The following is a 19,609-nucleotide window of genomic DNA, read 5'->3' on the forward strand; positions in this document are numbered from 1 at the left end:
GCAAAAACCGACAAGCGCAGGTGAAAAAATTTTCAGGCCCGTGCCTTGATCGTCACCCAGTAGCGCGTGACCGCTTGCACCTGTACCGGCAACGAGCGCTCCAGCGCGGCGAGGATGGCGTCGGTATCGTTGAGCGGAAACACGCCAGTCAACAGCAGCCCCGCCACCGCTTGATCACACCGCAGCAGCCCCGGACGGTAACGACTCAGCTGTGCCACGAATTCGCCCAACGGCTGGCGCTCGGCAATCAGACGGTGCTCGGTCCAACTGCTGGCATTGGCGCTCACCGCTGCCAACGCCGAGCTTTGGCGTTGGTTAAACCACAGGCTGTCACCGGCGTTCATCTGCACGGCTGCGCCATGTAACGGCGTCACGCGAACGCGGCCTTCGTACAGGTCGACACGGCTGCCATCGGGCAGTTCGCGCACCGCAAAACGGGTGCCCAGCGCCTGCACGTCGCCAGCTGGGGTTTCAACGATCAATGGGCGGACGGGGTCGTGGCCGCTGGTCAATAGGATTTCGCCTCGGATGAGGCGGATACGTCGCTCGTTGGCGCTGAAACGCAGGTCGACCGAGCTGTCGCTGTTGAGGTCCAGGCGCGTGCCATCGCTGAGGGTAACGTGGCGAATCTCGCCGGTGCGGGTGCGGTATTCGGCGAAGGCGGCGTGCCAAGGTTCGCTGCGTTGCACCAGGTAGCCGCTGCCACCGGCCACCAACAGCACGCCGAGCAGCTTGAGCGCAGCGCGGCGCTGCGTGTCCGGTGTGTCGCGCAACACCGCGCGGGCGCTGTCGGCGGGCACGCTGCCGAGGGTTTGCTGCAGCTGCTGCAAGCGCTGCCAGGCACGGCGATGCTCCGGGTCGGCGGCCTGCCAACGGGCAAAGGCCAGGCGTTGTTCGCCTTGCAGGTCGCCGCCCCATTGCAGCATCAGCCATTCGCTGGCCTGCTCGACAATCGCCGGGGCGATAGGTGCGTCGTGTCTCATTCGGCGTAGGCCACTTGGTAGCAGGCGACGATGGCGCGGGTCATGTACTTCTGCACCGAGCTGAGGGAGACGCCCAAGCGCTCCGCGACCTGTGCATAACTCAGGCCTTCGAACTGCGACAGCAAAAACGCCTGGCGCACGTTATCGGGCATGCGGTCGAGCATGGCGTCGATCTGCATCAGGGTTTCAAGGATCAGCGCGCGGGTTTCCAGGGAAGGCGACTCCGGCTCGGGCAGGTGCGCGATGCTTTCCAGGTAGGCGCGCTCGATGCGCAGGCGCCGCCACTGGTCGATCACCAGGTTGCGGGCAATCTGCGCCAGGTAGCTGCGGCTTTCCTTGTCGCCGGGGAAACGCCCGGACACCAACAGACGCAGGAAGGTGTCCTGCGCCACGTCAGCCGCGTGCTCGCGATCGCCCAGGCGCTTGCGCAGCCAGCCTTGCAGCCAGCCGTGATGGTCGCGGTACAGGAGGTGAAGCTGTTGCTGGCCGTCAGTCGCGCTGTCCATGAAAAAGCTCAGATACACTATTGAGAGCAATTATCATTACAGTTTATTTAGCGACTGACAAAAACTCTTTGTACTTAGCGCCCGGCGGTTTGCAGCGGGTACACCGATTCCCAGCCTCCGCCCAACGCCTTGTACAACCCAACCATCGCCAGCGACACGCCCGTCGAGCTTTCCACCCACTGCTCCTGCGTGGCCAGCAGCGCGCTTTGCACGGTGAGCACGTTGACGAAATCCACCACGCCTTCAACGTACTGCTGTTGCGCGGTGCGCAGGGCAATCTGGTTCTGGCGCACGGCTTCGGCAAGGCTGTCGCGGCGCAGTTGGCTGGCGTTATAGCGGGTCAGTTGGTCATCGATCTCATGCCAGGCACGCAGCACGGTTTGCTGGTACGCCAGCGCTGCTTCCTGTTGCTGGGCTTCACGCAGATTCAACATACCTTGCAACCGTCCGCCGTTGAACAGCGGCAAGCTGAATTGCGGGCCGAAAGCAAAGGCGCGGGATCCCCAGGAACCGAAATCCGAGAGCTGCATAGCCTGGGAGCCGAGGCTGCCGGACAAGGTAATGCGCGGGTAGAAGTCGCCCTTGGCGACACCGATGCTCGCGGTGGCGGCGTGCAAGCGCGCCTCGGCCTGGCGGATATCCGGACGGCGCTCAGCCAGCTCCGAAGGCAGGCCAATCGCAACTTGGCGTTGGGTTTGCGGCACGGCGGCGTCTTTGGACAACTGCGCGTGCAAGGCTTGCGGCGGCTCGCCCATCAACAGGCTGAGGGCGTTGATGAGTTGGTCTTGGCGCTGTTGCAAATCTGGCAACCGTGCCTCGATGGCCGCGACTTGAGCGGCAGCTTCCGCTACGTCCAGGTCCGTGGCCACACCGTCAGCCAGGCGCAACTGTGACAGCTTGAGGCTGTGGCGGGCGACATCGAGGTTCTGCTCGGTGACGGCGCGGGTGTTCTGTACGCCGCGCAGTTGGATATAGTCCTGGGCGGTCTCGGCGAGTACCGATAACAGCACGGCACGGCGGTCGTTTTCGGCGACTTGCAGGGTGGCGTCGGCGGCTTCGGTTTCGCGTTTGACGCGGCCCCAGAAGTCCAGCTCCCAGGAGGCCGAGAAGCCCATGTCCCACTGGTTGAACGCCGAACGGCCATTGTTGCCGGACGGGTCGCTCAAGCCTTTGCCGCTGTTGCGTTGGCGCAGGTAATCACCGTTGGCATTGACGTTCGGATAACGCTCGGCGGTGGTCACCTGGCGCACGGCGCGGCTTTGTTGCAGGCGGCTGCTGGCGAGTTTCAGGTCGAGGTTATCGGTGAGCGCGCGGCGTGTAAGCGCCGAGAGTTGTTCATCGTGGAACACATCCCACCAGCGTTCCTGCAATGGGTCGCTGACCGCACGGCTGGCGGCCAGGCGGCCCTGGGGTTCGCTCCATTGGGTCACTTGCGGGCTCTGGGGCGTGTGGAAGTCCGGGCCGACCGTGCAGGCGCTCAGGCTGATGAGACTCAAGGTGAGCCAGGCAACTCGCTTCATTGCTGGGCCACCTCACGCTGCTGCGCGGCCGGCGAGGTGTCGACGCTGGCTTCCACCGACATGCCGACCCGCAGGCGCTCGGTGTGCGCCTGGTTGGGTTCGAGGACGATTTTCACCGGAATGCGCTGCACCACCTTGGTGAAGTTGCCAGTGGCGTTGTCGGGTTTGACCGAGGCAAACGTTACGCCCGTCGCGGGCGCGAGGCTCTCCAGATGACCGTTGAGCAACTCACCGTCGAGGCTGTCGACGCGCACCTGCACGGCTTGGCCGGCGTGCATATGGGAGAGCTGGGTTTCCTGGAAGTTGGCCACCACGTAGGCCTCCTCCAACGGCACGACCGCGAGGATCTTGCTGCCCGGCGTCACGTAGGCGCCCACCCGCACTGCACGCTCACCGACCATGCCATCCACCGGCGCGACGATGCGCGTGTACGACAGTTGAAAACTGGCCAGTTCCAACGCGGCTTGGGCACGTTTGAGCCCACCCTCGGCGGCATCGCGCTGGGCGGTGAGGATTTCCACCTGCTTGCGTTCCGCCGCCAGCACGGCTGTGGCATTCGCCAGGCGCGCGGTGGCCTGGTCGATACGGGTCTTGGCTTGCTGAGCGTTCTGCACGGTGCCGGCGCCGACTCCGGCGAGGTGGCTGTAGCGGTTCAACTCATGCTCGGCGAAGGCCATTTCGGCGCGATCTGCCGCGACGGTGGCCTGGGCCTGGGCGATGACCGAACTTTGCCGCTCCAGGGTCGCCGTGGCGTTTTTCAGTTGGGCCTGGGCCACCAAGGTATCGGCGTCGGCCGCCTGCGCGGCAGCGCGGAAGTCGCGGTCGTCGATCAGTGCCAGCAGTTGCCCGGCCTTGACGCGCTGGTTGTCTTCCACCAGCACCTCTTTGATAAAGCCGGCCACGCGCGGCGCCACCAGGGTGAAGTCAGCAGCGACGAAGGCGTCGTTGGTGGTCTGGCGCTTGCTGCCCAGCACGCCCGGCGCGACCAGGTACACCAACACGCCGACGGCAAATACGGCGATGACGGAGACGGCGATTTTGTCTTTGCGTTTCATGAACAGTCCTTTCTATCAAGTCGGTGCGCGAGGCGGAAAGATCCGCGTGGGCATCCAGAAAATCAGCAGGATCAACGCCACCGCGACCGCAGCCATGACGTAGTACAGATCCGAAGAAGTCAGCACCACGGCCTGCTCGTGCAGGCGGTGCGCCAGGCCCGGCGCGTCACCGTCGGCCAGGGGCGAATTGCCCAAGCGATCGACCAACATGGTCGAGTGGAAGTGCAGGCGTTGGGTGGTCAAGGTGTCGAGTACGCCGGTAGCAATCACGGCGGCCAGGCCTTTGATGGTGTTGAACCAGGCGGACGCGAACGGCCCGTCCATGGGCTGGATGCTGCCGGTGGAGAGCATCAGCAGCGGCAACACGGCCATCGGTTGCCCGAATATCTGCAGCAGGTACAGGCCGTAGAAATCGTCGCGAATCCACTCCGATGTCAGGTGCGCACTGCCCACGCAACACAGCACCAGCATGCCCAGGCCGATCCCCAACACCCAGCGGCAATCGACCCAGCGCAGGTTGCACAGCGCCGCCACCAGCGGCAGCGCGATCAACTGTGGGATCGCCATCAGCAGCATCACCGGTGCGGTTTGCAGCGGGCGGTAACCCTGGACCTGGGCGAGAAAGCTCGACGGGATGATGATCACCGAGGTCAGCACCATCAGCACGCCCGCCAGCACAATCAACGCGAACGACAGGTTGCGCAGGCCAAGCATCTGCAATTTGAAGAACGGTATCGGCTGCGACCATTCATTCACCATGAACAGCACCAGCAATAGGCTGCCGCCACACAGCAGGAAGGTGATCAGGCCCGACTCGAACCAGTCCAGCCGGTTGCCTTGCAGGATGCCGATAACCAGCATGCAGATCGCCGGAAAGCCCAGCAGCAGGCCGCGCCAGTTGAACTGCTTGAAGCGCTCCAGGCGCGTCGGGTCCTGCGGCAGCCCGTAGGCCACGGCGACCATGGCCAGCAGGCACGGCGCGACGATTTGCCAGAACGCCCACTGCCAGCCGACATACTCGGTCCACAACGCCGCCAGGGGCGTGCCGAGGCTCGGGCCGAAGGTGGCCGTGAGCGCGTAGCCGGCCAAGCCGTACAGCTTGACGTTGGCCGGCAGGAAACGCAGGGCAACGGTCATCAGCATCGGCGGCAGCGCGCCGCCGGCCAGGCCTTGCACGGTGCGCAGCACCAGCAGGCTTTTGTAGTTCGGCGCAAACGGACACAGGATGCCCAGCACAGTGAACAGGCCGATGGCGCACAGCGTGAAGCGACGTAGCGAAAAGGTCACCGAACACCAGGGCGCAAACGCCATGGCCGCCACGGAAGTCGCGGTGTAAGCCGCGACCAGCCAGGTGCCTTCGTCAAAGCCGATGTACAGCGCACCACGGATATCCGCGAGGGCCACTTTGGTGACCATCTCGTTGAGGCCGGAGACCAGCACCGCCAGCAACACGCCGACCAGCCCGATGATGATGCGCGGGCCGAATACGGGTGGGGTCATAGCAGTGGGTTTGGCTGCGGCCGCAAGGGTGGGGGCAGCGAGGGAGGTCATGAACAGGTAACTCGGAATGTTAAATACCCGAGCAGTTTAATCAGGCACACACATGACAAAAAGTTACTTATTGGCAGGATATAACTGCGCCAGACGCAATCCTTGACGTGTGTAGGAGCCGGCTTGCCGGCGATGGCGGCCTGACGGTCACAGAGGTATTCGCTGATCCACCGCTATCGCCGGCAAGCCGGCTCCTACAGAGGTCTTGGGGTGTCAGGTGGGCTGCGCTTCGAGCCAGGTGGCGTGGCAACTCTCGCGCATGGTTTCGCGCAGCCATTTGTGAGCGGGGTCTTTATCGAAGCGCGGGTGCCAGGATTGGGCGAGTACCAGTGTTGGCAACGAGATTGGCAGGGCGAACGACCGCAGGGGCAGCTTCAGGCGATTGGCGCTCAACAGCGCTTCCTTGGGCACCGGCAGCAGCAGGTCGGAATCGGGCAGCATGAACATCGCGCCGTGAAAACCGGGGGCGATCATCGCGACACGGCGCTCCAGGCCCTGGGCGTTCAATGCGGTGTCGATCGGCCCACGGGCAATGCCGCGCCGCGAGATGCTGATGTGGGAATAGCTGGCAAAACGTGCAGCGGTGATTTCTTCGTCGAACAACGGATGGTCTTCCCGCGCCAAGCCGACAAAAGTGGTGGAGAACAGGTTCTGCACCTTCACTTCTGGGGTGACCGGCAGGGTGTTGCTCACGCGTAAATCCAACCGGCCTTCACGCAGGGCTTCGTCATCGGTGTCGCCCTCGGGCACGAAGCACAGCTCGCACAATGGCGCCATGCGCTCCATGGTGTCGAACAGACGACCGCCATACACGCCGATGAAAAAGTCATTGGCGCGCACGCTGAAGCGACGACGCAATGTACTCAAATCCACTTGGTCCGCCGAACGGAACAGCAGCGCCGCCTGCTCCACCACGTTGCGCACCTGGCCTTGCAACTGCAGGGCTTTAGGCGTCGGCACCAATCCGCGACCGGCGCGCACCAGGATCGGGTCGCCGACGGCTTCGCGGATACGCGTGAGGGTGCGGCTCATGGCCGCCGGGCTGAGGTTCATGCGGCGTGCGGCGCCCACTACACTCCCCTCGTCGAGCAAGGCGTCGAGGGCGACCAGCAGGTTCATGTCCGGTAGTTGCATGCCAAGCACTCGTGACCCATCGAGAGTGAACTGGGCGCAATCGTAGCAGGCTTTACAGGTAACGCTTCAAATTGCGCGGCAGGTAATCCGCGTAGGCGGCCTTGGGATGAGCCTGGCATTTGCGCACGATGTCCGGCAGGGAGTTTTCCAGTTCGTCGGCGCGCGTCAGGCCTTCGTTGTAATCGCTTTTGCCGCTCAACGCCGGGAACATCACCGCCACCCGGGTAATGGCAAAACTCTTCATCGCAATCAACGGCCGGGTGGGATGCTCACGACGGAACTGGCTGACTTCTTCCGTCAGTGCACTGCAGGATTGGTAAGTGGTTTGGGTGAAGGTAAGCTGAGTCGCTTCCTTCTTAGGCGGTTCGGGCGTGAAAATCATATCGTTCTGCGCGTCGAGCACCGCCGGCCGATCGGCACTGACCGTCCACGGCTTGAAGCGCCAGAGTGTAGCCGCAGCCACGGCAGCCTCACCAAACGCCGGCTTGGTGGCGCTGAGCGCTTTGACATCACTGACCGTACCGTCGTTGTGAATATTCAAGCTGATGCGCGCATGCCCTTGGGTGAAGGTCAGGTGACTGGGATAAAGCGGCTTGGGCATGCTGACCACCTGGGGCACAAACTCCGCGAAGACCGAGGTCGACAGTAACAAGGCCGCTGCCAAAACAAAAAACCGCATCGTCGTAAATCCTTTTACCGGATACGCCTGACGCCAAGGGGGCGTCAGATTCCGTCAGCATTATCGGGTTCACGGTGGACAAAGAGCAATCATTCCTGTTTAGCGCTGCATACCCCAACGCTTCACGGTCAGGCGCTCAAAGGTGTCAAATACCAGGTTTTCCACGAGCAGTCCGATCAGGATCACCACCGCCAGTCCGGCAAACACCTTGTCTGTGTACAGCTCGTTACGGTTCTGGAAGATGTACCAACCCAGGCCGCCCTTGCCACTGGTGGCACCGAACACCAACTCGGCGGCAATCAGCGTGCGCCAGGCAAATGCCCACCCGATCTTGAGGCCTGCGAGGATCGACGGCAGTGCCGCCGGGATCAAGATGAACAGCACAAAACGCATGCCCTTGAGGCCATAATTACGCCCGGCCATGCGCAGGGTTTCGGACACGCCGAGGAACCCGGAATACGTGTTGAGCGCCAGCGCCCACAACACCGAATGCACCAGTACAAAGATCAGGCTGTTCTGCCCCAGGCCAAACCACAGCAGCGCCAGCGGCAACAACGCGATGGCCGGCAGCGGGTTGAACATCGAGGTCAAGGTGCTCAGCAGATCGCGGCCCAATTGGGTCGACACCGCCAAGGTGGTCAGGGCAAACGCCAGCACGATGCCGATCAGGTAACCCTTGATCAGCACCACCAGTGAAATGCTCACCTTGCTCAGCAATTCGCCGCTGAGCAGGCCGTCGTACAGCGCGTGAAAGGTTTGCAGGAAGCTCGGCAACAATAGGTCGTTGTTCTGGTAGCGTGCAACGGCTTCCCAGATCATCGCGAGCACGATCAGGATCAGGCCTTTGCGCAGCCAGCCTTGTTGCCACAGGCGTTGGCGCAGGGGCAGTTCGCGCTCGACAGGGACGCTGAGCAGCGGTGCTAGGGTGATTTCATATTCCTGGCGCATGGATGTTCCCCTTAATACGCGATGCGGATATCAGCGAAACCCAACTCACGTTCGGCCTCGGGCGCTTCATCGAACAGCAAGCGATGAATCCGCCGCGCCGACGCCTGGAATTCCACACCGCCGAGGCTGTGCAGGTCGTATTGATGGCTGTGGATTTCGGCACGCACGCGCCCTGGATGAGGCGAGAGCAACAGGATGCGATTGCCCACCACCAGCGCTTCTTCGATGGAGTGGGTGACGAACAACAGGGTGAAGCGCACCTCCTCCCAAAGCAGCAACAGTTCTTCCTGCATTTTGCGCCGGGTCAGGGCATCGAGGGCAGCGAAGGGTTCGTCCATCAACAGGATTTTCGGCTGCATGGCCAACGCACGGGCGATGGCGACACGGGCCTTCATCCCGCCGGAAAGCGTGTGGGGATAGGCATCGGCAAACGCCGTGAGGCCGACTTTGTCGAGGTAGTGCAGCGCGCGCGCTTCGGCCTCGGCGCGTTTCAAGGTTTTCGAAGCCAGCAATGGGAACATCACGTTCTGTTTGACGGTTTTCCACGGTGGTAACTGGTCGAATTCCTGAAACACCACGATGCGGTCCGGGCCCGGTTGTTCGACCTTTTGCCCCAACAGGCGGATCTCGCCTTCGCAGGGCCTGATAAACCCGGCAATGGACTTGAGCAAGGTGGATTTGCCGCAGCCCGAGGGGCCGAGCAACACGAAGCGGTCGGCAGGGTCGATCTCGAAACTCACTTGGTGAGTGGCCCGCACCACGCGTTCGGGGGTGCGGTATTCAAGGCTTACATGGTCTACCGCCAGCAGCGGTTCGACAGCGTTCAAGTTGCTGGCCGCGTGGCCTGGCAAGCGCGCGTTCATTTCAACTCTCGTGCGATTGGGGGAAGGAGTGCAGCCCTTTCAAAAAGGCGCGTCGCCCTGGATGGTGGTGCGGTACAGCTTGCGGCGCAAATGACTGGGGCAGCCGGCGGCCAGGTGAATCAGCGAGCGGTTGTCCCAGAACACCAGGTCGTGGGGCTGCCATTGGTGACGATAGATGTTTTGCGGCAATACGCTGTGTGCGTAAAGCTGGGCTAGCAGATCACGGCTTTCGTCTTCCGGCAGACCGACGATACGCGTGGTGAAACCCTCACTGACGAACAGCGCTTTGCGGCCGTTTTCCGGGTGGGTGCGCACGACCGGGTGTACGACTTCCGCAACCTGGGCGAGCTGCTCAGGGGTCAACATGGGGCGCCAGTTGCCTTCGAATTTGGTTTCGCTGTAGCGCGCGGTGTAGGAGTGCGCCGCGCTGCGGCCTTCAACAGCTTTGCGCAGATGTTCGGGCAAATGGTCCCAGGCTTTATGCATGTCGGCGAATAAGGTGTCGCCGCCCTCAGAGGGCAGCTCCTGGGCATGCAGCATTGAACCCAGGCTTGGTAGTTCTTTATAGGACAGGTCCGAATGCCAGAATTTCCCCGCATCCCCCAGGCCGATGGATTGGCCGTTTTCGATGATATTGGAGACGATCAGGATTTCCGGATGGTTAGCCAACAGGAATTGTTTGAGTACATGGATCTGCAGCACGCCGAAGCGACGGCTAAAGGCAATTTGTTGCTCGGGAGTGATACGTTGGTCACGAAAGACCACGACATGATGATCGAGGTGCGCACGATGAATCCGCGCAAAGTCATGGTCATCGATCGGGCGGGTCAGATCCAGGCCTATGATCTCGGCCCCCACGCTGCCGGGAAGGGGGCGAATCTCGAAGGCTTGGGCGGTAAGGGTCGCTGTTGGAGCAGTAGAGGCGGCGGACATGAATTCACTCCCGGTCAGACAGGAGCGTGACTTTATAGATATAAGACCAGCACTTTAAATACCGTTAGTGAATATCTATAGACTGGAATGTTCCGGTGAATGCCCATTGCCGGCACTCACTCTGGAATAAATCTGCGACGCGAAGCGTTCAGTTCATAGCATGACTGTAAGACGTTGCAAAAATACTGTGTGAGCACCAAGAGCCCCATGTTTAGCCGCTTACAAGCCGAAAACCTTGCCCGTTTGACAAGCTGGTAGGCAGTCTCTAGTGTTCATTGGATCCAATTAGCCATGCCCATTCAAGTAGTAGGATAGCGTAGCCGTGACGCAGAAGCCGAACCCTTTGAACAGCATCAAGATCAGCGGTTCTATTCCCGCCCATCTTGCTCGTTCCGTGATTGAAGAAACCTTGCGTAACGCCATTCTCGATGGTCGATTGCCGTGTGGGACTGCCATGCGCCAGCAAGAGTTGGCCAGCCTGTTTGGGGTCAGCCGCATGCCGGTGCGCGAGGCCTTGCGACAGCTTGAAGCACAGTCATTGCTGCACGTGGTGACGCACAAGGGTGCAGTGGTTGCGCCATTGATCGAAGACAATTCGGCTGAGACCTACGCCCTGCGCATGCTGCTGGAGTCCGAAGCGCTGCGCTTGTCGACCCCATTGCTGACCGCCGCCGATATTGCCGAGGCAGAGGCCTATATAACTGCCCTGGAACAGGAAAAGGACTATACCGAGATTGGCCGCCTGAACCGCCTGTTTCACATGGTCCTGTATGGCAAGGCACCCAATCAGCGATTGCTCAAGCTGGTCGAGCACGGATTGAATGAAGAGGAACGTTTTTTACGCTTCAACCTTGAGGCAATGGGACTGGGCGAGACCTCCCAGGAAGATCACCGCGAATTGCTGAACCTGGTGGCGCAGAAAAAGATCGAAGAAAGCATCCTGACACTGCGCAATCACCTGACGCGTGGCATGGAGGTCATCGCCACTTATCTCAATGGCCTCGGCGCACCCGACAAATAGTTTTCCCAGCACTCGCTTTGACCCACAGACATTGCGGGGTTTATCCCATCCGGGGTGAGCTCCGCGCTGACACTTCCAACTTATAAGCCTTATTAGATTAAGTCTACTTCCACCCCGGAAACTTCCCACCGCTATAAAACAATTTGCCCACCACATGTAACTTTTCGAAAAAACATCTCATACACTTATAATCTCACCCCTTCACTTAATCAGCTTATTATCGCTCATTGATAGTCAAGTACTTAAATTGACCTTGCCAGCTCAAGTCTATGGCGCACCCTGTCTTGGGCCTGGTTAAACGTTAGCTGTCTTCTTCCGGCTGCAAGAGCCATCACTGCTCCACGAGCAGTCGCAACAACTTATAGGCATCAACCATGCACCCAACTTTGCTTCAACAAAAGAAACAACAGTTATGTAATCACCTGTTATTTGAAGAAATAACTTCACTTAGCAAGTTACAACTTTTTATGGAAAGCCACGTATTTGCAGTATGGGACTTCATGACCCTTACCAAACGCCTGCAACAAGATCTGACTTGCACGCGACTACCCTGGCTTCCACCGATTGACCCACATGCCACACGCCTTATCAACGAGATCGTGCTGGGCGAAGAGTCGGATGAGCGTCCCGAGGGAGGTTATTGCAGCCATTTCGAGCTGTACCGAGAGGCGATGATTGAAGTGGGCGCCAGCACCGCCGCCATCGATACCTTTATCACGCTACAACGTCGAGGCCTCGAGGCGCGGGCAGCGTTGCAGCAGATCGATGTGCCACAGGGCGTGTCCCGCTTTGTCGAAAGCACCTTGCTCATCGCCTTGAACGCCCCTACCCATTCTGTAGCAGCGGCGTTCCTACATGGCCGTGAAAGCGTCATCCCAGCGATGTTTGAACGCTTGTTGCAGGGTAGCGAAGTCATCAATCGACAGGCTCCCGTCCTGGCCCATTATATGAACCGTCACATCGAACTGGACACCCAGGGCCATGAGCCCGGGGCGCAACAGTTGCTCCAACGCCTGATCGGCAACGACGCGAACCACAAGGAACAAGCCAATGAAGCGGCTCTCGATGCCGTGGAAAACCGCATAGCGTTCTGGGACACCGTACGGGCCTCGTTGCAGGCGGTGCACTCATGAATAGCGCTGACTACCGCTCCATCGCAGACGACTGGGAGCGCCGTGCAACCATTCGTACACGGCCTCGGCGCGTATTGGAGAACGACGAAAACCTGATCTATCCACTGAGCCGTCAACCCCTGGTATTAGGCGCGACGTTTCTCGATCACTGTTCGCAATGGCGCGATTTTGTACTGGTACAAAGCTTCTACAAATTCATCAATGACGTGGTGATTTTCGAAACCGAAATCGTCGATGACGTCGCCCGCCGCATCGCCAAGAACCGCTTCGCCGTGCCCTTCCCCCTCGCCTGTCGCTACGATGCAATGACCATCGTGGTGGACGAGGATTATCACGCTCTGGTCGCGCTGGACTTTCTGCAACAGGCCGTGGCAATGACCGGCATACAACCACTCGACCTGCCCGCGCAAATCGAACTCAGCCGTGCCCTGCCCGCAGCCCAGGCGCTGGCGCCTTCGCACCTGCGTGATGCCGTCGGGTTGATTGGTGTGGCCATCGCCGAGAACACCGTGACTCATGACGTGGCAGCTTTCGCCAAGGACGACAGCGTCAAGTCGTCGATCCGCGGCATGATGGCCGATCATCTCTTTGACGAAGGACGTCATGCCCAATTCTGGACACGCCTGGTTCGCCTGTACTGGGAGGCGGCGCGCCCGGAAGATCGCGACATCATCGCCCATGTCCTGCCAACATTTCTGGCCCACTATCTGACCAACGACCTGCAGAAATCCTTTGACCTGCAACTGATCGAACACCTGGACGTCAGCGCCAGCCTCCGCCAGGCACTAAGGGAGGAAATAGACGCACTGGATTTCCCCATCACCCGACAACACCCAATGATCGGCAACATCACGAGTTTTCTGCACCATAGCGGTTTGTTGCAGACGCCAAGCGTGGCACACGCCCTGAGCGACTATTTACCACTGGCCGGGAGAGCAGCATGAGATGCCTGACCATTGGATGGGTCGGTGTCAGCCAAGCCCTGGACCGCGTAAAGCAAGTCCTGGAGCAATACGGCCATAGGTCCGGTGAGGAAGCCGTCGACTTGGTGGTCGAAGACGGGAGCCAGCCATTGCCAAAGCACTTGGCAGAAGTCGCCCATATCAGCCTGCGCCTGGGCATCGGCCCTCTGACCGAACACGGGCTGCCTGCGCTGCAATTACGCGGGTATGACCGCAACCGACACCTGCTAGCTGTACTGGAGCTGGCGGCAGAGCCCAGCGGAAATGGCCAGCGATTGCGTTTGCAAGCAACGCAGGTGCTGACTGAATGGGTAGCGTTGCAGGTCAGCAGCTTCGCACGTGACCCTGAGTATTTGCCGCCAGAGGCACATGCCAATGCCTGGCCTGAGCAAGACCTCCTGCGGCTGGACGTGCTGGCGTTTGAGCATCGGTTCAATCGTACGGCAGACCCAGCGCTGTTGCAGGCGGCTCAAGTACCCATGATCGAACGATTGCAGGCCAGCCTTCTTGCCTTCGCCGAGCGACCCGCACTGTACATTGCGGGCAACGTGACAACTTACCGGCAACTGCAGGCTCAGGCCCTGACCATCCAGCAACAGCTGGAACCGTTACTGGAGGGCATTGAGCGCCCAGCCGTGGTCGGTGTTTGCCTGGAGAAGTCCACCGAATTATACGCCAGCATTCTCGCAGTGCTCGGCTGCGGCGCAGTGTACCTACCATTGGCTCCGGATGACCCGCCACAGCGCCAGCAGGCCATGCTGGACAGCGCACGGGCCCGCGTGTTGCTGGATGGCGGCGCCCACCCGTTGCGTGAGCATTTCGTTTCACTGGATGTGAGTACTTTTGGTAAACCACACACAGCAAGCCCCTCGCAGCATCCCACGGAGCTTGAATCACCGTGCATGGTGCTCTTCACTTCGGGCTCCACGGGACGGCCCAAGGGTGTGCTGCTCAGCCAGGCCAACCTCGCCCACTTCACCGCCTGGTTTGGCAGCCAAATGGCGCTGAGCGAACAGAGTCGCGTGTTGCAGTTTGCCTCGGTGAATTTCGATGCATCACTGATGGACATTTTCCCCACCCTGATCGCCGGCGCGCAATTGATCGTCCCCAGCGAAACGCAACGGCGCGATCCGCTGCAATTGGTCGAGTTGATCCGCCAACAACACATCAGCCACGCGTTCCTACCTCCAGCGCTGCTCAGCATCCTGCCGCTGGATCAACCCCTGGGTTTGATGCACCTGTTCAGCGGTGGCGACGCCTGCGAGCCCTACGTGATCGAGCGTTTGGCGGGTCAATGCGACCTTCACAATCTCTACGGCCCCACCGAGGCGACGGTACTGGTCACCCATCGAACGCTGCAACTCGGGGACAGCAATCGCAACGTGGGCCGCCCCATCGCCAACAGCCAGGTGTTGATCCTCGACGATGAACTGCAACCCGTGGATGAACAGGTAATAGGCGAACTCTACATCGTCGGCCCGGGAGTAAGCCTGGGGTATTTGAATGCCGTGCAGTTGCCAGTCTCCCCCTTCATAAAGCTGGCCCTGCCGGGTGGCCAGACCGTGCGCGCCTATCGTAGTGGCGACCTCGCGAAATGGACTGCCGAAGGTATCGAGTTGGGCGGACGGCGGGACTCGCAGGTGAAAATTCGCGGAATTCGGGTCGAGCCTCAGGAAATCGAACAGTGTCTGCGCGACAGTCGACTGTATCGCCAACTGGCGGTGGTGATTGATGATAAATACAGGATTCGCAGTGTCGTCGCCCAACCAGAACCTGGTGCCACGCTGAGCGACCTGAAGCAGCATGCACAACAGTGGCTGCCAGACTATTTGCAGCCTGGCGTGTGGACCGAACTACCCAGCCTGCCTTGCTCAAGTAACGGCAAAATCGATCGCGCGGCCTTACTCGCATTACCGGCCCAACCGACGTTGACGGGCGCTGGACAGACTGCGCAAACGCCCCTTCAAATGCAACTGGTGGCGTTATGGCGTGAGCTGCTGCGGTTGCCCATGGAAGCGCTGTCGATTGATGACAGCTTCTTCAATCTTGGCGGCCACTCCATATTGCTGTCGACGCTGTTGCTGCGCATTCGAAAGCAATTTGGCCGCAGCCTGCCTTTGAACCGATTCTTTGAAACACCGACGATCCGTACCCTCGCGTTGTTGATGGAGAATGGTGCGCTGCCCAACACGTCTTCCGGTGTTGCGGTACGGGATGCGCAGCGTGAAAACGTTATTCAGGTATTGCCTGAGGATCGCGCCGGTGATCGCGGCAGAGTCATCGTGACAGGCGCCAACAGCTTTATTGGTGTGCATATTGTCGAAGCGCTGCTGGCAAAGGGTGCCACGCACGTTGCGTGTCTGGTGCGAGAGCATCCAGACCAACCGGCAGCTGCGCGATTCACCGAGGCATTGCGCGAGCACCGCCTTGAACACTTGGACTTGAACCGGGTGCAGGTCTATGCCGCGGATATCAGCCAGCCACGCCTGGGTTTAGCTGACGATACGTATGAACACCTTGCACGCAACTACGGTGTGGTTGTGCACAACGCAGCGCAGGTCAATCACGTGATGGATTATGCCTCGCTGGTAAAAGACAACGTAGACCCCGTGCTGGAGTGTCTGCGCCTGTGTGAGACCCACTGCAAAAAAGTGCTCAATTACGTGTCGACCTTGTCGGCATGCAGCAACATCGACGCGGATGGCCACGTCCTCGAAACGCCTGCCGCGTCGACCCCTCCCATTTACATCAAAAATGGCTACAACTTGTCCAAATGGGTCGCCGAGCGCTGGCTGGGGCACGCAGTAACGCAAGGTTCCTGGGTGAACATTCACCGTCCGGGAAACATCAGCTTCAACACCCGAAGCGGTGTTTGCCAGCCACAGCAAAATCGTCTGATGCTGATGCTCAAGGGCTCGCTGCAATTGGGTCTGGTGCCTTGTTTCGAGGTGAATTTCGACCTGATGCCTGTGGATTTTTTTGCTGGCTTTGTTGCGTTCCACTGCGGCCGTTTTGAAGCTGCGCGATACGTATTCAACCTGCATAACCCGCAGCCTTTGAGCTGGGCTCAGTATCTTGATGCGTTCAACCAGGCGGGCTACGTATTCGACCGGGTCAGTGTCGCGCACTGGCAACAGGCCTTACGCACCGTCAGCCGCGAAAACGCACTGTTTGGTGTATTGGGCTTTTATCTGGATGAGCTAGGTGAAGACATTGGCGACACCTCAATGATCCATTGCGCCAACGCGCGTAAGGTCGTGGAAGAAATGGGTACCCACTACCCCGAAAAGACCCCGTCGCTGCTACGCAAGGGCTGCGACCACCTCAAAACCATAGGCTTTCTTTGAACCGCTTCAGGACATCCCCATGAAACCGCTGCAACCCGATACATTGATTCACAACCCACGTGGAACGCCTGTGCTGACCTCTGTCGTGGTCGACTGCGAGGCCACCCGACTGTGGAGTGTGGTGGGTCACTTTGCAGGCTTTGATGCCTTCATTCCCGCCCTATCCCACATCGAAATGACAGGCGAGGGCGTGGGCGCTTTACGCACCAAATTCTTCCACAATGGTCATTGCGTCGTGGAACAACTCAACAGTCGGGACGAACAGGCCATGTGTATGACCTGGACCACGATTTACAACACGTTGGGCCTGGCGCGTTTGTGGGCAGCGATGCACGTTGAAGCACTTGGCTCAAGCCGCTCCAGGGCAACCTGGACACTGATCGGCGAGCCGATAGAAATGGCGCAGGCGGGGTTTGAGCAGTTTGTGCGAGAGTTCGCCGAAAGCGCACTGGGGAATGTGCGCCAGATGCTTGGTTGAAGAACAGGAGCGAGACATTCGCTCCTGTTCATTCAGACTCAGATTTTGAAGCTGTCGACCAGTTGTTTCAAACGGCTGGCCTGTTGAGACAAGGCATCACAATCCTTCAACGTTTCGTTGAGATTGGTCACGCCTTGCTGGTTCAGCAGGTTGATCTGGTTGATGTCGACATTGAGTGTTTCCACCACAGCCGTCTGCTCTTCGGTGGCGGCAGCGACGGATTGGTTCATGCCATCGATTTCAACGATCCGCTGCGTCACGCTGATAAGCCGTTCACCGGCCTGGTTGGCCACCTCGACACTTTCTTCGCTGGAGGCCTGGCTGGCGTTCATGGTGGTCACCGCTTCACGCGACCCCACCTGCAGTGAGGTGATCATCTTGTGGATCTCCTCGGCGGACTCCTGCGTACGGTGTGCCAGGTTGCGCACTTCATCAGCGACCACGGCAAACCCACGACCCGCTTCTCCCGCACGGGCAGCCTCGATCGCAGCGTTGAGCGCGAGCAGGTTGGTCTGCTGGGAGATGCCTTTGATCACATCAAGGATATGACCAATGTTGTCGGTGCTAGCGTTCAGGGTCTCGATCTGGGTGCAAGATAGGCTGATTTTTTGCGACAGTTCCGACATTGCCAGGATGGTTTGCTCTACCACTTTGCGTCCATCATCAGCCTGTTCGCTGGCACCGCTGGCATGCTGCGAAGCGTCGGCAGCGTTACGTGCGATTTCCTGAGTAGCGGCACCCAATTCGTTGATCGCGGCAGCCACACTGTTGGTGCGCGCGCTCTGCTCGTCGGAGCCGATGATCGAGGCGTTGGAAGATGCCATGACACGCTGAGACAAATCATGCACTTGGCGTGTTGCAGAAGACACCTCGGAGATGGAGGCGTGGATACGCTCTACGAATTGGTTGAACGCGCTCCCTACCTCACCAAACTCGTCTTTACTGGTGACATCCAAACGACGGGTCAGGTCGCCTTCGCCCTGGGCAATATCCTGCATGGCAACGCCCATGGTGGTCAGAGGACGCAGCAAAACTTGGATCAGCAGGCTCAAGAGTACTGCAATCGCCACCACGGCAATCAACATGGCGATCAGCGCTGAGGTACGAAATTTACCCAACGGTGCGTAGGCCTTGCCTTTATCGATCGAAAGACCGATATACCAATCCGCACCTGGCAGGCCGCTCACAGGCGTGAACGACAAAATACGTTCCTGGCCATTAAGGACCACTTCCTGACTGACCTTCTCGATACGCACCTGAGTGCCAGGGTAGATGTCCTTGAGGTTCTTCATCACCTGAGCCTGGTCGGGACTGACGATGACCTGACCATCGCCGCTGACCAGGAACGCCTGACCGATGCCACCAAAGTCCACCGAGTTGATGATCTTCACCAGGGTTTGCAGGCTCAGGTCACCACCAACGACACCCAGTAGCTCACCATTCTTTTTCACCGGCAAAGCGATAGTCACGATCTGCCCGCCTACCGCCGCCATGTAAGGCGGAGTCAGCATAGTTTTGTCAGCAGCCACAGCTTGCTTGTACCAGGGGCGCTGGCGTGGGTCGTAGCCATCGGGCATCTTCGCGTCGGGGCGCTGCGTGAATACGCCGTTGGTTTGACCGACATAGGTGAACTGGAAGTTGGTAGTGAAGGCGGGCTGATCGACCAATCCCGGAAGGTCTGCGCCATTGCCCTGCTGGGCTACGTTTTGCGCCAGACTTTCGAGTACCAGTATTCGCCCACTAAGCCAGTTTTGCACGCTGCTAGCGGTGAGCTCACCGGATTGCTGAATGGACGACTCCAGGTTCTGCTTGATGGTGCTGCGTTGCAGGTAGTCGTTGTAGAGGGTGAATAACGCGAAGGCCAGAACCACGACGCCTGACGCGGCCAACAGAATTTTATGACTGAACTTGAGATTCATTTCATCGACTTCTTTTGCCAAAGGGGGGTGAGCGTGCCGAGTGGAACATTCCATGTTGCGGTATAGGCGGACTCTCGGGCCGCTCTATTTCGGTGCACGCATGGCTCGTCAGGCTTTCGGCCAAGGCTTGGTAAATCTTAGGAATTTATGAGGTATTTCCTTTTTTTATGTAGGAAACCGACTAGCGGTAGGCATTTGCGAGGAGATTACGAAGCGCAGTGACTTAATAGTCCTAAACGACAAAACCCCTGTCTGCGTTAGCAAACAGGGGTTTCGGAATTCAATCTTGACGATGACCTACTCTCACATGGGGAAACCCCACACTACCATCGGCGATGCATCGTTTCACTGCTGAGTTCGGGATGGGATCAGGTGGTTCCAATGCTCTATGGTCGTCAAGAAATTCTGTGTATCGGACCGTTGCGCTAGCGACGTGCCGATGAAATTCATGGACTTCTACATAAACAAAACCCCTGTTTGCGTTAGCAAACAGGGGTTTTGGAATTTAATCTTGACGATGACCTACTCTCACATGGGGAAACCCCACACTACCATCGGCGATGCATCGTTTCACTAC

16 protein-coding genes and 1 rRNA gene are annotated in these 19,609 nt (G+C 59.3%); 5 read left to right on the forward strand and 12 right to left on the reverse strand.

All coding sequences use genetic code 11. The features are described from left to right. Positions 1-32: 32 nt before the first annotated feature. The 10 genes from EJ576_RS06210 to EJ576_RS06255 all read right to left on the reverse strand — a co-directional run bounded on the left by EJ576_RS06210 (position 33) and on the right by EJ576_RS06255 (position 10,172). Positions 33-983: a FecR domain-containing protein gene (locus EJ576_RS06210; protein WP_126569821.1), complete on the reverse strand. Its 951-nt coding sequence runs from the start codon at positions 981-983 to the stop codon at positions 33-35. Then, positions 980-1,489 (reverse strand): sigma-70 family RNA polymerase sigma factor, encoded by a 510-nt coding sequence (locus tag EJ576_RS06215; protein WP_126569822.1) that lies wholly within the window; start codon positions 1,487-1,489, stop codon positions 980-982. The genes EJ576_RS06210 and EJ576_RS06215 overlap by 4 nt, the downstream gene beginning before the upstream one ends. 74 nt (positions 1,490-1,563) lie before the next feature. Beyond that, the gene (locus EJ576_RS06220; protein ID WP_122730192.1) at positions 1,564-3,009 is read right to left on the reverse strand and encodes an efflux transporter outer membrane subunit; all 1,446 of its coding nucleotides are present in this window, start codon (positions 3,007-3,009) and stop codon (positions 1,564-1,566) included. Beyond that, complete coding sequence (locus EJ576_RS06225; RefSeq protein ID WP_126569824.1) at positions 3,006-4,064, reverse strand: HlyD family secretion protein; 1,059 nt, start codon at positions 4,062-4,064, stop codon at positions 3,006-3,008. The genes EJ576_RS06220 and EJ576_RS06225 overlap by 4 nt, the downstream gene beginning before the upstream one ends. A gap of 15 nt (positions 4,065-4,079) precedes the next feature. After that, on the reverse strand, positions 4,080-5,615 hold the full coding sequence (locus tag EJ576_RS06230) for an MFS transporter (RefSeq protein ID WP_126569825.1): 1,536 nt from the start codon (positions 5,613-5,615) through the stop codon (positions 4,080-4,082). 213 nt (positions 5,616-5,828) lie between these two features. Beyond that, positions 5,829-6,749, reverse strand: a complete 921-nt coding sequence (locus EJ576_RS06235) for a LysR family transcriptional regulator (protein ID WP_028615213.1) — start codon at positions 6,747-6,749, stop codon at positions 5,829-5,831. 52 nt (positions 6,750-6,801) lie between these two features. Further along, a complete protein-coding gene (locus EJ576_RS06240) occupies positions 6,802-7,428 on the reverse strand; it encodes a TonB family protein (RefSeq protein WP_126569827.1) in 627 nt (208 codons plus the stop codon). A gap of 99 nt (positions 7,429-7,527) precedes the next feature. Further along, a complete protein-coding gene (locus EJ576_RS06245; protein ID WP_123475453.1) occupies positions 7,528-8,376 on the reverse strand; it encodes an ABC transporter permease in 849 nt (282 codons plus the stop codon). 11 nt (positions 8,377-8,387) lie between these two features. Beyond that, entirely contained in the window at positions 8,388-9,239 is an 852-nt protein-coding gene (locus EJ576_RS06250) for an ABC transporter ATP-binding protein (protein WP_126569829.1), read from the reverse strand. Between the two features lie 39 nt (positions 9,240-9,278). After that, positions 9,279-10,172, reverse strand: a complete 894-nt coding sequence (locus EJ576_RS06255) for a TauD/TfdA family dioxygenase (protein WP_126569831.1) — start codon at positions 10,170-10,172, stop codon at positions 9,279-9,281. A gap of 322 nt (positions 10,173-10,494) precedes the next feature. On the opposite strand from EJ576_RS06255, the gene EJ576_RS06260 reads away from it, so the two are divergent. The 5 genes from EJ576_RS06260 (at position 10,495) to EJ576_RS06280 (ending at position 17,113) form a co-directional block, all read left to right on the forward strand. Beyond that, on the forward strand, positions 10,495-11,193 hold the full coding sequence (locus EJ576_RS06260; RefSeq protein ID WP_126569833.1) for a GntR family transcriptional regulator: 699 nt from the start codon (positions 10,495-10,497) through the stop codon (positions 11,191-11,193). A 374-nt stretch (positions 11,194-11,567) separates the two neighbouring features. Next, positions 11,568-12,326, forward strand: a complete 759-nt coding sequence (locus EJ576_RS06265) for a DUF3050 domain-containing protein (protein ID WP_126569835.1) — start codon at positions 11,568-11,570, stop codon at positions 12,324-12,326. Further along, the gene (locus EJ576_RS06270) at positions 12,323-13,270 is read left to right on the forward strand and encodes a diiron oxygenase (protein WP_126569837.1); all 948 of its coding nucleotides are present in this window, start codon (positions 12,323-12,325) and stop codon (positions 13,268-13,270) included. Before EJ576_RS06265 ends, EJ576_RS06270 begins: the two co-directional genes overlap by 4 nt. Then, positions 13,267-16,635: an amino acid adenylation domain-containing protein gene (locus tag EJ576_RS06275; protein ID WP_126569839.1), complete on the forward strand. Its 3,369-nt coding sequence runs from the start codon at positions 13,267-13,269 to the stop codon at positions 16,633-16,635. The genes EJ576_RS06270 and EJ576_RS06275 overlap by 4 nt, the downstream gene beginning before the upstream one ends. Before the next feature lie 19 nt (positions 16,636-16,654). After that, complete coding sequence (locus EJ576_RS06280) at positions 16,655-17,113, forward strand: SRPBCC family protein (RefSeq protein WP_122730173.1); 459 nt, start codon at positions 16,655-16,657, stop codon at positions 17,111-17,113. A gap of 38 nt (positions 17,114-17,151) precedes the next feature. Here the strand turns inward: EJ576_RS06280 and EJ576_RS06285 are convergent, their stop codons facing one another. Beyond that, positions 17,152-19,032 (reverse strand): methyl-accepting chemotaxis protein, encoded by a 1,881-nt coding sequence (locus tag EJ576_RS06285; RefSeq protein ID WP_126569841.1) that lies wholly within the window; start codon positions 19,030-19,032, stop codon positions 17,152-17,154. A gap of 284 nt (positions 19,033-19,316) precedes the next feature. Continuing rightward, positions 19,317-19,432, reverse strand: a 5S ribosomal RNA gene (gene rrf, locus EJ576_RS06290). Positions 19,433-19,609: the final 177 nt, after the last annotated feature.

Origin of the sequence: Pseudomonas sp. C 49-2, assembly GCF_003970195.1 — a bacterium.
Lineage (GTDB): Bacteria > Pseudomonadota > Gammaproteobacteria > Pseudomonadales > Pseudomonadaceae > Aquipseudomonas > Aquipseudomonas canadensis.

Excerpts from the sequence above, each read along its gene's own strand:
- EJ576_RS06210 (WP_126569821.1), bottom strand. The coding sequence starts at position 983 with ATGAGACACGACGCACCTATCGCCCCGGCGATTGTCGAGCAGGCCAGC.
- EJ576_RS06215 (WP_126569822.1), bottom strand. The coding sequence starts at position 1,489 with ATGGACAGCGCGACTGACGGCCAGCAACAGCTTCACCTCCTGTACCGC.
- EJ576_RS06220 (WP_122730192.1), bottom strand. The coding sequence starts at position 3,009 with ATGAAGCGAGTTGCCTGGCTCACCTTGAGTCTCATCAGCCTGAGCGCC.
- EJ576_RS06225 (WP_126569824.1), bottom strand. The coding sequence starts at position 4,064 with ATGAAACGCAAAGACAAAATCGCCGTCTCCGTCATCGCCGTATTTGCC.
- EJ576_RS06230 (WP_126569825.1), bottom strand. The coding sequence starts at position 5,615 with ATGACCTCCCTCGCTGCCCCCACCCTTGCGGCCGCAGCCAAACCCACT.
- EJ576_RS06235 (WP_028615213.1), bottom strand. The coding sequence starts at position 6,749 with ATGCAACTACCGGACATGAACCTGCTGGTCGCCCTCGACGCCTTGCTC.
- EJ576_RS06240 (WP_126569827.1), bottom strand. The coding sequence starts at position 7,428 with ATGCGGTTTTTTGTTTTGGCAGCGGCCTTGTTACTGTCGACCTCGGTC.
- EJ576_RS06245 (WP_123475453.1), bottom strand. The coding sequence starts at position 8,376 with ATGCGCCAGGAATATGAAATCACCCTAGCACCGCTGCTCAGCGTCCCT.
- EJ576_RS06250 (WP_126569829.1), bottom strand. The coding sequence starts at position 9,239 with ATGAACGCGCGCTTGCCAGGCCACGCGGCCAGCAACTTGAACGCTGTC.
- EJ576_RS06255 (WP_126569831.1), bottom strand. The coding sequence starts at position 10,172 with ATGTCCGCCGCCTCTACTGCTCCAACAGCGACCCTTACCGCCCAAGCC.
- EJ576_RS06265 (WP_126569835.1), top strand. The coding sequence starts at position 11,568 with ATGCACCCAACTTTGCTTCAACAAAAGAAACAACAGTTATGTAATCAC.
- EJ576_RS06270 (WP_126569837.1), top strand. The coding sequence starts at position 12,323 with ATGAATAGCGCTGACTACCGCTCCATCGCAGACGACTGGGAGCGCCGT.
- EJ576_RS06275 (WP_126569839.1), top strand. The coding sequence starts at position 13,267 with ATGAGATGCCTGACCATTGGATGGGTCGGTGTCAGCCAAGCCCTGGAC.
- EJ576_RS06280 (WP_122730173.1), top strand. The coding sequence starts at position 16,655 with ATGAAACCGCTGCAACCCGATACATTGATTCACAACCCACGTGGAACG.
- EJ576_RS06285 (WP_126569841.1), bottom strand. The coding sequence starts at position 19,032 with ATGAATCTCAAGTTCAGTCATAAAATTCTGTTGGCCGCGTCAGGCGTC.